10 protein-coding genes are annotated in these 12,717 nt (G+C 69.2%); 5 read left to right on the top strand and 5 right to left on the bottom strand.

Going from position 1 to position 12,717, the window contains the following annotated elements; genetic code table 11:
• Positions 1-55 precede the first annotated feature (55 nt).
• Entirely contained in the window at positions 56-844 is a 789-nt protein-coding gene (locus BGP17_RS16225; RefSeq protein WP_286712699.1) for an SDR family NAD(P)-dependent oxidoreductase, read from the top strand.
• Here the strand turns inward: BGP17_RS16225 and BGP17_RS16220 are convergent.
• The 4 genes from BGP17_RS16220 to BGP17_RS16205 form a co-directional block, all read right to left on the bottom strand.
• Complete coding sequence (locus tag BGP17_RS16220; protein ID WP_167299538.1) at positions 841-1,143, bottom strand: UrcA family protein; 303 nt, start codon at positions 1,141-1,143, stop codon at positions 841-843. The two genes, BGP17_RS16225 and BGP17_RS16220, sit on opposite strands and share 4 nt — an antisense overlap.
• Positions 1,144-1,227: 84 nt before the next feature.
• Positions 1,228-2,670, bottom strand: a complete 1,443-nt coding sequence (locus BGP17_RS16215; protein ID WP_286712697.1) for a M56 family metallopeptidase — start codon at positions 2,668-2,670, stop codon at positions 1,228-1,230.
• On the bottom strand, positions 2,667-3,041 hold the full coding sequence (locus BGP17_RS16210; RefSeq protein ID WP_167299540.1) for a BlaI/MecI/CopY family transcriptional regulator: 375 nt from the start codon (positions 3,039-3,041) through the stop codon (positions 2,667-2,669). Before BGP17_RS16210 ends, BGP17_RS16215 begins: the two co-directional genes overlap by 4 nt.
• A gap of 77 nt (positions 3,042-3,118) precedes the next feature.
• Positions 3,119-5,374 carry an NADP-dependent malic enzyme gene (locus BGP17_RS16205; protein WP_167299541.1) on the bottom strand — a complete coding sequence of 752 codons (2,256 nt, stop codon included), beginning with the start codon at positions 5,372-5,374 and terminating at the stop codon, positions 3,119-3,121.
• Between the two features lie 227 nt (positions 5,375-5,601).
• Between BGP17_RS16205 and mutS the strand changes: the two genes are divergently transcribed.
• Together mutS and BGP17_RS16195 are read left to right on the top strand one after the other, a co-directional pair.
• Positions 5,602-8,181: a DNA mismatch repair protein MutS gene (gene mutS / locus BGP17_RS16200; RefSeq protein WP_286712788.1), complete on the top strand. Its 2,580-nt coding sequence runs from the start codon at positions 5,602-5,604 to the stop codon at positions 8,179-8,181.
• Positions 8,178-8,402: a hypothetical protein gene (locus tag BGP17_RS16195; protein WP_167299542.1), complete on the top strand. Its 225-nt coding sequence runs from the start codon at positions 8,178-8,180 to the stop codon at positions 8,400-8,402. Before mutS ends, BGP17_RS16195 begins: the two co-directional genes overlap by 4 nt.
• A 51-nt stretch (positions 8,403-8,453) precedes the next feature.
• Here BGP17_RS16195 and BGP17_RS16190 read toward each other — a convergent pair whose 3' ends face one another.
• Positions 8,454-9,356, bottom strand: coding sequence for a LysR family transcriptional regulator (locus tag BGP17_RS16190; protein ID WP_167299543.1), 903 nt, complete (start codon positions 9,354-9,356; stop codon positions 8,454-8,456).
• A 99-nt stretch (positions 9,357-9,455) separates the two neighbouring features.
• Here BGP17_RS16190 and BGP17_RS16185 point away from each other — a divergent pair, with 99 nt between their 5' ends.
• Both BGP17_RS16185 and BGP17_RS16180 read left to right on the top strand, forming a co-directional pair.
• The gene (locus tag BGP17_RS16185) at positions 9,456-10,622 is read left to right on the top strand and encodes an MFS transporter (RefSeq protein WP_167299544.1); all 1,167 of its coding nucleotides are present in this window, start codon (positions 9,456-9,458) and stop codon (positions 10,620-10,622) included.
• A gap of 21 nt (positions 10,623-10,643) precedes the next feature.
• Positions 10,644-12,707: a S9 family peptidase gene (locus BGP17_RS16180; RefSeq protein ID WP_286712696.1), complete on the top strand. Its 2,064-nt coding sequence runs from the start codon at positions 10,644-10,646 to the stop codon at positions 12,705-12,707.
• Positions 12,708-12,717: the final 10 nt, after the last annotated feature.

Genomic DNA, 12,717 nt, shown 5'->3' with positions numbered 1-12,717 from the left:
TGGCAACATGCCCCTCTCCCCTGCCCCTCCCCTGAAGGGAAAAGGGAGTTAAGCTATGGACACCACGACATTATTCCGCCTCGACGGCCGCATTGCCCTCGTCACCGGCGGATCCCGCGGCATCGGCCGGATGATCGCCGAGGGCTATGTCGCCCAGGGTGCCAAGGTCTATGTCTCCTCCCGCAAGGCCGAAGCCTGCGAGGAGACTGCCGCGGCGCTCGGCCCGAACTGCATCGCCCTGCCGATGGACGTCTCGACCGTCGCCGGCTGCAAGGCGCTCGCCGCCGCGCTGGCGGAGCGCGAGGAACGGCTCGACATCCTGGTCAACAATGCCGGCGCGGCCTGGGGCGAACCGTTCGAGGGCTTTCCGGAAAAGGGCTGGGACAAGGTGATGGACCTGAACGTCAAATCGCCCTTCTTCCTGACCCAGGCGCTCTTCGATCTGCTCAAGGCGGGCGGATCGGGCGAACGCCCGGCCAAGGTCATCAACATCACTTCGATCGACGGCCAGCGGCTGAACCCGTGGGAGACGTACAGCTATCACGCTTCCAAATCGGCACTGATCTATTTGACCAAGCGCATGGCCGCCCGGCTGGTCCGCGACCATGTCAACGTCACCTCGATCGCTCCCGGCGCCTTCGCCAGCGACATGAACAAGGCGGCGCGCGATCATGGCGGCGACGTCGCTCGGGCGATCCCGGCCCGGCGCATCGGAGTGGACGAGGACATGGCGGGCGCCGCCATCTATCTCGCCAGCCGCGCCGGCGACTATGTCGTGGGCGACACGATCACCGTCGATGGCGGGCTGGTCAATGCGTCGCTGGGCGTGAGCATCGACGGCTAGCGCCGATAATATCCGCGCCGCACCCTGTCGGGCATTTCGGCGACCAGCGAGAGCCGCACCATGTCGAAACAATATCCCGCCTTGTTGCGGATCAACTGGGGTGCCGCGTCCCGGTCGTTGGTCCGGCAATAGGTGCGGGCCGCGCCGTCCAAGCGCTCCCGCAAGGCGGCGCGGCCCGCCCTGGTGTCCAGCTGCAGGTCGCCATAGGCAACCCGCAGCGCCGGCTCGCCGACCGGCATGGGCGGATGCGAGGCGCAAGCGCCGACAAGGGCAACGGACAGGAACAGGATCGAACGCATCGTCATTCTCCCTTCAAGTCGCCGGGCAAGCCGGCCCCGTGGCGCGAAAGCCGCGCTTCGGTTCGGTGGTGCCGGGTTGGGGGGCTAGTAGACGCCCGCCATCTGCTGGGCCTGCCTCTCCAGCCGGTCGGCTTCGTCCGCCAGTGATGCCCCCACGTTGCGATAGCCCTGGCGGACATCGAGCGGCAGGGCACGGTCATGGGCACGGTCGCGATATTCCAGCGCAGCCTTGCGCAGGCGCTGCACGGCGGCGAACCGCTGTTCCGTCGGCGGCGCGACTCTGCGTGCGGTGCCCGTGCCGGCCGGTGGAATTGCCTCGCCCATGGTCGGCATCGGCGCTTGGGCCCTGAACCGCGCCGCCGCCCCCGCAGCGCGCGGCACATCCCGGGTCGGGGCGGGAGTCGACGCGACCAGGGCCCTGGCCTTGGCCAGGACGCGTACCGACTCGTCATGCCGGGAAGAGGATGCCCGTGGCGCCGGCACCACAGGTGTCCGTGCCGGTTCCTCCCGCACCTGGGAAGGCGACATGGCGGGCGCCGGCCGGGCCGCCGCACGATCGCCTCCCGGCACGGCCGACGCCTGGGGCCGCTCGACGACCTGCATCGCGGCAAGCGGCGCAATCCCCAGCGGGATGCCACCGATCAGCAGCGCGCATGCAAGCCCGCTCGCCGGCTTGCGCGGGGCCGCATCGAGCACGCGCCGGATCCGCCGCGCCATCGCACCGCGCGCGACCGCCATGCCGCAAGCTGCATGCGCCCCGCATCCGCCGGCGACCGCAAGCAGCGTCTGCGCGTAATCGGCACGCCCGACATGCTGCAGCGCGTCCTCGTCGGCGGCCAGCTCGGTCTGGCGAGCCAGCTCGGCGACGAGCAGCCAGGCGAGCGGATTGCACCAGAACAGGGCCAGCGCCAGCCGAGCGGCGAGCATCGCCGGCCAGTCGAACCGGCTAACATGCGCGATCTCGTGCGCAATCACCGCGGCGGCGCGATCGGGGCGCCGCTCGATATCCGGGCCGATCAATATCGTCGCCGGCGCGATCCCCAGGCTCAGGGGCGAGGCAATATGAGGTGAAACCAGTAGCCGCACGGGCCGCCTCAAGGGTTTGGCGGCCCGTGCGAACACCTCCATCCACACGGGATGGGAGGCCGGCACCGCATGGCGGGTCCAGCGGTGCAACAGGAAGAGCCCGATGGCGAGGCGCAGCAGCACGAACGCGGCACCTCCCAGATAGGCCAGGGCGATCCAGTCAATCTCGGGTACGACAGGCGCCGCGGCGACGGGCAGCGCCGCAGCTTCGGCAATGGCGGGCAAGGCGGATAGCGGCGCGGCCGCCGGCAGCACCGCTATCTCGACCGCGGGCATCGCCAGGAGGAGCGGCGGCAGCAGCAGCAGCGCGGCCACGCCGGCGCGCAGCACCGCCACGCGCTGCGAAGCGGGCCGGCCGCGCAACGCCTGGCTGGCGAGCAGCGCGACACCGCAGGCGAGCGCGGATTTCCAGCCGAGCGCGATCAGCAGCTCCACGATCATTTCGCTTCCCCCCGCGCCTCGTCGATCGCGCGCTGGAGTTCGTCGACTTCCGCGCGGGTGAGCGCCTTCTCCATGCCAAGCAACGCCGTCGCGGCGCGCGCCGCCGAGCCCTGGAAGAAAGTATGCACGAGGCGCTGGAGCGCGGTCTCGGCCACCGAATCGGCCTGCTCCACCGGCCGGTAGACATAGGCCTGGTTGCGCGTGCTATGGCCGATCAGCCCCTTGGCCTCGAGCCGGCCCAGCAAGGTGCGCACCGCCGAATCGCTCGGCGGGTCGGTCAGCGCGCCGCGCACGGCGATGGCCGTGCCCTCGCCCAGGCTGCACAGCGCCTCGAAAACCTCGCGCTCGCGGCGCGGCAGCGATTCGATCACGACTCGACCTCCTCTGACCCGCTACATTTGTAGCATGCTACAAATGTAACAGGCAAGAGAGGTCGTGCTGGCCTAGATCAGCGTGCGATCCCGCCGGCCGCGAGCACCGCCAGCGTCACCAGTTCGCTGGCGGTCGCCGTCATCGGAGCGATCTGCACCGGCTTCTCCATGCCGATCAGCATCGGGCCGATGGTGGAATCGCCACCCAGTTCGCGCAGCAGCTTGGCCGAGATGTTGGCCGATTGCAGGCCCGGCATGATCAGCACATTGGCCGGGCCGGAAAGGCGCGCAAAGGGATAGTTCGCCAGCTGGCGCTTGTTGAGCGCCACGTCGGGCGACATCTCGCCCTCATATTCGAACTCCACCCCGCGCCCGTCGAGCACCTTGATGCCGCCGCGGACATTGTCGAGCCACTGGCCCTCGGGATTGCCGAAGTTCGAATAGCTGAGAAAGGCGACGCGCGGCTCATGGCCCATGCGGCGGGCGACGGCGGCCGCGCCCTCGGCGATGTCCGCCAGTTCCTCGGCATTCGGCCGCTCGTTCACGGTGGTGTCGGCAATGAACACCGTGTGCGACTGGCCGACCAGCACGTGCATGCCGAAGGGCGTGCGGCCCGGGGCATGATCGATCACGCGCTTCACCTGGCGCATCGATTCGGCCCAGGTGCGGGTGACGCCGGTGATCATTGCATCGGCATGGCCGAGCTGGAGCAGCAGCGCGCCGAAGATGTTGCGGTCGCGGTTGACCATGCGCTCGCAATCGCGGCGAAGGTAGCCGCGGCGCTGCAGGCGGCAATAGAGGAACTCCACCATCTGCTCGACCAGCGGCGAGTTGACGCTGTTGTGCAGCTCGAAATGCGCCGGATCGGCGCCAAGCGCCTTCAGCCGGTCGTGCACGCTCTCGCGGCCCACCAGCACCGGCGTGCCATAGCCGCCATCCTTGAAGGCGATCGCCGCGCGCAGCACGACTTCCTCTTCCGCCTCGGCGAAGATCACGCGCTTCGGATTGGCCCGTGCGCCTTCATACGCGAGCGAGAGCACCGACGTGGTCGGGTTCAGCCGCGCGCGCAGCGCCTGGCGATAGGCCGCCATGTCGGTGATCGGCTTGGTCGCCACGCCCGAATCCATCGCCGCCTGGGCGACAGCGGCGGGCACCAGCTCCATCAGCCGCGGATCGAACGGTGCCGGGATGATGTAGTCGGGGCCGAAGCTGTGCTGCACGCCATAGGCCGCCGCCACTTCCTCGGGCACCTGCTGGCGGGCCAGCTCGGCGAGCGCGGTCGCCGCCGCGATCTTCATCGCATCGTTGATCGTCGTCGCCCGCACGTCGAGCGCGCCGCGGAAGATGAACGGGAAGCCCAGCACGTTGTTGACCTGGTTCGGATAGTCCGAACGCCCCGTCGCGATGATCGCGTCCGGACGCGCCGCGCGTGCCTCGGGCGGGGTGATCTCGGGATCGGGGTTGGCCATCGCGAAGATGATCGGCTTCAGCGCCATGTGGTTGAGCAGCTCGGCGGGCAGCGCGCCTGCGGCCGACAGGCCCATGAACACGTCCGCGCCCTCCAGCGCATCGGCCAGCGTGCGGCGATCGGTGGCGACGGCATGGGCCGACTGCCACTGGTTCACCCCTTCGCGGCCCTGATAGATCACGCCGGTCCGGTCGAGCATCAGCAGGTTGCCGTGCGGCAGCCCCATCGCCTTGATCAGCTCGGCGCACGCGATCGCCGCCGCGCCGGCGCCGTTCATCACGACGCGCGTGTCCTTGATGTCACGCCCGGTCAGATGGAGCGCGTTGATCAGGCCCGCGGCGGCGATGATCGCCGTGCCGTGCTGGTCGTCATGGAACACCGGAATGTTCATCCGCTCCCGCAGCGTCTGCTCGATCACGAAGCATTCGGGGGACTTGATGTCTTCCAGATTGATGCCGCCGAAGCTCGGCTCGAGCAGCTCGACGCAGTTGATGAAGGCGTCGACGTCCTCGGTCTTCACTTCGAGGTCAATCGAATCGACATCCGCGAAGCGCTTGAAGAGAACGGCCTTGCCCTCCATCACCGGCTTGGAAGCCAGCGCGCCGAGATTGCCCAGCCCGAGGATCGCGGTGCCGTTCGAGATCACGGCGACGAGATTGCCCTTGGCGGTATAGTCATAGGCCGCCGCCGGATTCTCGGCGATCGCCAGCACGGGCACCGCCACGCCGGGCGAATAGGCCAGCGCCAAGTCGCGCTGCGTCGCCATCGGCTTGGATGCGATGACTTCGATTTTTCCCGGCCGGCCCTCGGAGTGATAGAGCAGCGCCTCGCGCTCCGAAAACTGGACGTTCGATTCCTCAGACATTCTTCTCTCCAGATTGCCTCCCCTTTAGGGGGGCCGTTCCGACGCCGCAATGTGCCGAATGCGACGGATTCCCATGCATCCGCCACGGATCGGCACGGATCGACCCGTCCAGATGTGCGGATTTCCGCACATCCGGCCTTTTCCCCAGGAAAATGCCCCGCCGGGGTGTTGATCGCGCACCGGGTTCCGCTAGGCCGCAAGCCATGTCCTCCGCAGCTCCCACCCCTATGATGGCGCAATATCTCGCCTTGAAGGCAGAAGCGGAGGATTGCCTGCTCTTCTACCGGATGGGCGATTTCTTCGAGCTGTTCTTCGACGATGCGAAGATCGCCAGCGCCGTGCTCGACATCGCGCTCACCGCGCGCGGCGAGCATGACGGCGAGCGCATCCCGATGTGCGGGGTGCCCGCGCATGCGATGGAGGGCTATCTCGCCCGGCTGATCAAGGCCGGCCACCGCGTCGCCATCGCCAACCAGACCGAGACGCCCGAGGAAGCGCGCAAGCGCATGGGCTCCAAGGCGCTGGTCAACCGCGCGATCATCCGCGTCGTCACCGCCGGCACGCTGACCGAGGAATCGCTGCTCGACAGCCGCACCGCCAATTGGTGCGCGGCGATCGGCGAGGCCGGCGGAAGCGTGGCGATCGCCTGCGCCGACATCTCCACCGGCCGCTTCGAGATCATCGAGAGCAGCGCCGACCGCGCCGCCGCCGAGATCGCCCGCCTCTCTCCCGCCGAGACGGTGGTCGGAGACGGCTCCGCCTTTGACGAACTCGCCACCGTCGTCCGCCCGCGAATCGATTTCGACAGCGCCGGCGGGGAAGCGCGGCTGAAGCGGCTGTTCGGCGTGGCGACGCTCGACGGCTTCGGCCAGTTCTCGCGCGCGGCGCTCGCCGCCGCCGGGGGCCTCGCCGCCTATCTGGAGCACACCGCCAAGGGAGCGCTTCCCTTCCTGCGCCCGCCGCGTGTCACGCGCACCGAAGCCGCGATGGCGATCGACGCGGCGACCCGCGAGAGCCTCGAACTCACGATCAGTTCGGCGGGCACGCGCAGGGGCAGCCTGCTCGATAGCGTCGATCGCACCGTCACCGGCGCCGGCGCCCGCCTGCTCGGCAGCGATATCGCCGCCCCGCTGATGGACCGGCCAGGCATCGAGGCGCGGCTCGATCTCGTCACCCATTTCCACGACGATGCGGGCCTGCGCGAGATGGTGCGCGGCGCGCTCCGGGCGATGCCCGATATCGGTCGCGCGCTGGGCCGCCTCGCCGCCGGGCGCGGTTCCCCGCGCGACCTGGGCCAGCTGCGCGACGGGCTCGACGGCGCCTGGCGCCTCGCCGAGCGGCTGGAGGCGACAGGCATCCCGCCCCTGCTCGCCGATCTCCTGCCCCAGATGCGCGGGCATGGCGCGCTGATCGACCTGCTCGGCCGCGCGCTCGTCCCCGAGCCGCCCATCGACGCCGCCAATGGCGGCTATATCGCCGAGGGCTATGACGCCGCGCTCGACGATCTGCGCGACGCGGGCGCCGGCGGCCGCCGCGCGATCGCCGCGCTCGAAGCCGAATATCGCACGCGCACCGGGATCGGCTCGCTCAAGATCCGCCACAACGGCGTGCTCGGCTATCATATCGAAGTGCCGGCGAAGAACGCCGATCCGCTGATGGCGCAGGACAGCGGCTTCACCCATCGCCAGACGCTGGCCGGCGTCGTCCGCTTCAACGCGCCCGAACTGCACGACGTCGCGGTCAAGGTCACCCAGGCCGGCGCTCATGCGCTCGCGGCCGAGGCCGCGCATCTCGAGGACCTTACCACCCGCGCGCTCGACGCACGCGAGCCCATTGCCCGCACCGCCGACGCGCTCGCCCGGATCGATGTCTCGGCCGGCCTCGCCGAGCGCGCCGCCGAGGGCGGCTGGGCGCGTCCGCACCTCGTCGAGCATGCCTGTTTCGAGATCGAGGGCGGCCGCCACCCGGTGGTCGAGGAAGCCGTCGCGAAGTCGGGCGGGCGCTTCGTCGCCAATGACTGCACCCTCTCCGAGTCCAGTCGCCTGTGGCTGGTCACCGGCCCGAACATGGGCGGCAAGTCGACCTTCCTGCGCCAGAACGCGCTGATCGCCGTGCTGGCCCAGGCCGGCAGCTATGTCCCCGCCGCCCGCGCCACATTGGGGCTGGTCGACCGGCTGTTCAGCCGCGTCGGCGCCTCGGACAATCTCGCCCGCGGCCGCTCGACCTTCATGGTCGAGATGGTGGAGACCGCCGCGATCCTCGCCCAGGCGACGCCGCGCAGCTTCGTCATCCTCGACGAAGTGGGCCGCGGCACCTCGACCTATGACGGCCTCGCCATCGCCTGGGCCGTGGTCGAGGCGATCCATGAGGACAATCGCTGCCGGTGCCTGTTCGCCACGCACTATCACGAGCTGACCCGGCTCGCCGAGCGTTGCGACGCGCTCACGCTCCACCATGTCCGCGCCCGCGAGTGGAAGGGCGACCTCGTCCTGCTCCACGAAGTCGCGGAAGGGCCGGCCGATCGCAGCTACGGCCTTGCCGTCGCGCGGCTCGCCGGCTTGCCGCCGGTGACGATCCGGCGCGCCAAATCCGTGCTCGACAAGCTGGAGGCCGGCCGCGCCGCCACCGGCGGCCTGGCCGCGGGCCTTGACGACCTGCCCCTGTTCGCCGCCGCCGCGATCGAGGAGGAGGAGTCCGTCGACGCGCTTCGCACCGAGCTGGGCACGCTCGACATCGACAGCCTGAGCCCCCGCGATGCGCTCGAGGTCCTGTACCGGCTCAAGGGCCTGGCGGCGGAAGGCGCATGAACGCCGCCGACCTCATCGACCAGTTCCTCGCCATCCTGCTGCGCGAAGTCGGCGGTACGCGGCGGCGGTGGCGGAACGTGATCGGCCCGGTGAAGCGCTACAGCGCCGCGACGCATCCGCATTGCAACTGGTCGATCACCCCCGGCGGCGAGGCCGAGGAGAATGCGGCGGTCGAGCGCATCGCCGACCGGCTGCGGGACAGGCATCCGATCATCGATTGAGCCCATGTCGCCGTCCCGGCGACGCCCGGCCTCGTTGCTCGCTGGCGATATTCAGGACCGCCCCAGCTTCTCCACCAGGAAATCGACGAAGGCGCGCACGCGTGCCGGGCGGGTGGCACCGCCGACATAGAGCGCGTGAATGTCCTCGCGATCGCCGGGGTTGAACGGCTCGAGCAGCGCGACCAGCCGCCCGGCGGCAACATGGTCCTCGACATGGAAGCTCCCGACCCGGACGACACCGACACCGGCAAGCGCGAGCTGGACCAGCGTCTCGCCATTATTCGCCTCGATATTGCCGCCGACGGGCAAGGCATAGTCGCGGCCGTCGCGCCGGAACGGCCAGACCGGCTCGGCGCGGCGGAAGTTGAAATTGAGGCAGTTATGCGCGTGCAGGTCCTCGGGCAGCGCTGGCGTGCCCATGCGCGCCAGATAGTCGGGCGAGGCGGCGATGGTGCGGCCGGTCTCGCCGAGCTTGCGGGCCGTGAGCGGACTGTCCGCCAGCGGGCCGAAGCGGATCGCGACATCGGCGCGGCCGCCCGCGACGTCCTCCAGCGTATCGCTGAGGCTGATGTCGACCAGGATGCCGGGATAGCGCGCGACGAATGCGCCGAGCAGCGGCACCACCGAGAGCCGGCCATGCGCCAGCGCGGCGCTGACCCGCAGGCGCCCGCGCGGCGCGGCCTGGTCGGCGAGCGCGCCCTCCACTTCGGCGATGTCGGCAAGGATGCGCTGGGCCGCGTGGAGATAGGCATCGCCCTCGGGCGTCAGCACCAGCCGGCGCGTGGTGCGCGTGATCAGGCGCACGCCCAGCCGGGCCTCGATCCGGCCGAGCGCGCGGCTGACCGCGGAAGGCGTGAGGTCGAGCCGGCGCGCGGCGGCGGAGAGGCTGCCCTCGCGCACTGCCGTCACGAAGATTTCCATCTCGCCCGATCGATCCGCCATGATGCGTGTCATTCGTGATTCCCAAGCACAGATGTTTCGCCTTTCGACGCTCTACTGGACGCGTGCATGCCGGTCCATTTGCATTGCCGCACAAATCCCGGAGCCCTATCCATGAGTCCCCGCCTCGCCCTCACTGCGCTCGCCATCGGTGCCTTCGGCATCGGCGTCACCGAATTCACGCCCATGGGGCTGCTTCCCGTGATCGCGGGGGATCTCGGCGTCTCGATCCCCGCCGCCGGCCTGCTCGTCAGCGCCTATGCGATCGGCGTTCTGATCGGCGCGCCGCTGATGACGCTGACCACCGGGCGGGTGCCGCGCCGCACGCTGCTGATCGCGCTCGCCGGCATCTTCACGCTCGGCAACCTGCTGGCGGCGCTGTCCGACAGCTATGCGATGCTGCTGGCGGCGCGGATCGTGACTTCGCTCAACCATGGCGCGTTCTTCGGCGTGGGATCGGTGGTGGCTGCCGGCCTGGTCCCGCCCGAGCGCCGGGCCGGGGCGATCGCGACGATGTTCATGGGCCTGACGATCGCGACGATCGGCGGCGTGCCGCTCGCCACCTGGGCGGGCGAGGCGTTCGGTTGGCGCGCGGTGTTCGCGGCGATCGCGGCGATCGGCGTGGTGACGATGGCGGCGTTGCGGCTGTTCGTGCCGGCGCTGCCCGGCCAGGCGGACGCCGATATGGGCGCGGAGTTGCGCGTGTTGGGCCGCGGACCGGTGCTGTTCGCGCTGGCGCTGACCATGGTTGGATTCAGCGCGATGTTCACCGTCTTCACCTATATCGCGCCGATCCTGCGGGAGGCGGCCCATGCTTCCACCTTCCAGGTGACGGCGGCGCTGGTGCTGTTCGGCATCGGCCTCACCGCGGGCAATTGGCTGGGCGGGCGCTATGCCGATCGCTCGGTCGAGGCCGCGCTGGTCACGATGACGGCGGCGCTGGCGGTGCTGCTGGTGCTGTTCGCGCTCGGCATGTTCTCGTTGCCGGTGGCGATGCTCCTGCTGCCGCTCTGGGGGGCGGCGAGCTTCGCGCTGGTGCCGCCGCTGCAGATGCGCGTGATGGACGCCGCGCACGAGGCGCCCAACCTTGCCTCGGCGATGAATATCGGCGCGTTCAACCTGGGCAACGCGATCGGCGCTGCGCTGGGCGGCGAAGTGATCCGCCAGGGGCTGGGCTATCCGGCCGTGTCGCTGGCCGGCGCGGCGATGGCGCTGGCCGGGCTCGCGATGGTGCTCGCGCCCCGGCTGGCGCGGCGACGGCGGGCAGTGGCGGTCGGCTGAGGGGCGCGCTAGGGAAGGCCGATGACCGACTTTCCCAAGCCGCCCGTCGCCGCCACGCGCCCGCACAGCTTCACGCGCCACGGCGTCACGATCGAGGATCCCTGGGCCTGGCTCAAGGACCCGGCCTATCCCAATGTCGCCGACAAGGACGTGCTCGCCTATCTCGAGGAAGAGAACGGCTATTTCGAGAAGGTGATGGCGCCGCTCAAGCCGCTCAGCGAGACGCTGTTCACCGAGATGCGCGGGCGGATCAAGGAAGACGAATCCACCGTTCCGCAGAAGGACGGCGATTGGCTCTACTGGACCGACTACGAGACCGGCGGCGAATATCCGCGCTGGTGGCGGCGCCCCGTGGGCGGCGGCGCGGACGTGATGATCCTCGACGAGCCGGCACTGGCCGAGGGCAAGGAATATTTCCGGCTCGGCGCCTTCTCGGTGAGCCCGGACGGACGGCTGCTCGCCTATGCCGTCGACGACAACGGCTCGGAGCGGTTCGAAGTCCGGGTGAAGGACCTCGAGACCGGCGAATTGCTGCCGGACACGATCCCCGGCATGCTCTCAGAAATCGTCTGGACCGCGGACTCCCGAGGCTTCCTCTATGGCCTCGCCAACGAGAACTGGCGGACCGACAATGCCCGCTGGCACAGGCTCGGCGAGCCCGTGGCGCAGGACGTCGAGCTCTTCAAGGAAGCCGATGAGGGCTACCGCGTGGCGGTGGGCGAGACTCAGTCGCGCAACTATCTGCTCGTCTCGACCGGCGACCATGTGACCAGCGAAGTCTATCTCCTCTCGCCCGAGGATCCTTCCCGGCCGATGGTCTGCGTCAGCCCCCGCAAGCCGGGCCGCGAATATGACGTGGACGAGCATGACGGCACGCTGTTCATCCACACCAACGACGTCGATCCGCAGTTCCGGCTGGTAACCGCGCCGGTGGCGGCGCCCGGCGAATGGACCGAGCGCATCGGCCCGTCGGCGCATTTCTACATGACCGGCGTGACCTGCTTCGCCGACTATTTCATCGTCGAGGGGCGCGAGGACGGGCTCGATCAGATCGAACTCCACCGCTACGACGCCGCCATCGCCCCGGTACGGCTGAAATTCCCCGAGGCCAGCTATGTCGCCGGGCTGGGCGACAATCCCGAATATGCGATGGACAAGCTGCGCATCGGCTATGAGTCGATGGTCACGCCGGGCACGGTCTATGACTATAGCGTCGCCACGGGCACGCTCGAGACGCTGAAGGTGCAGGAGATCCCGTCGGGCTATGACGGATCGAAATACCGCACCGAGCGGCTGAAGATCGCCGCCCGCGACGGCACCGAGGTGCCCGTGTCCATCGTCTATCCCAAGGACTTCCCCAGGGACGGCACGGGCAAGCTCTATCTCTATGCCTATGGCGCCTATGGCTATGCGATCCCGCCCGGCTTCTCGACCAGCCGCATCTCGTTCCTCGATCGCGATGTCGCCTTCGCCATCGCCCATATCCGCGGCGGCGACGATCTCGGCCAGCAATGGTATCTCGACGGCAAGCTCGAGAAGCGCACCAACAGCTTCAACGATTTCGTCGATGTGGCCAGGGGGCTGATCGACCGGGGCTTCACCCATGCCGGCGGCATCGCCATCGCGGGCCGCTCCGCGGGCGGCGAGCTGATGGGCGCGGTGATCAATTCCGATCCCGACCTGTGGGCAGTGGTCGTCGCCGACGTGCCCTTTGTCGACGTGCTCAACACCATGCTCGACGAGAGCCTGCCGCTCACCCCGGGCGAATGGCCCGAATGGGGCAATCCGGTGACGGATCCGGCGGCGTTCGCGCTCATCCGCTCCTATTCGCCCTATGACAATGTGACTGCCCAGGCCTATCCGCCGCTCTTCATCTCGGGCGGGCTCAACGATCCGCGCGTCACCTATTGGGAGCCCGCCAAATGGGCCGCGAAGCTGCGGGCGACGCGGACCGACGACCAGGTGCTGGTGCTCAAGACCAACATGGGCGCCGGCCATGGCGGCAAATCCGGCCGGTGGGAAAGTCTGCAGGAAGCTGCCGACGAGATGGCGTTCGTGCTGTGGAAGCTCGGGACCACAGCCTGAGTCCCGCCCG

Origin of the sequence: Sphingomonas sp. 67-41 (assembly GCF_001899725.1) — a bacterium.
In the GTDB taxonomy this organism is placed as follows: domain Bacteria; phylum Pseudomonadota; class Alphaproteobacteria; order Sphingomonadales; family Sphingomonadaceae; genus Sphingomonas; species Sphingomonas leidyi.
This window is presented reverse-complemented; position numbering and strand designations above follow the sequence as displayed.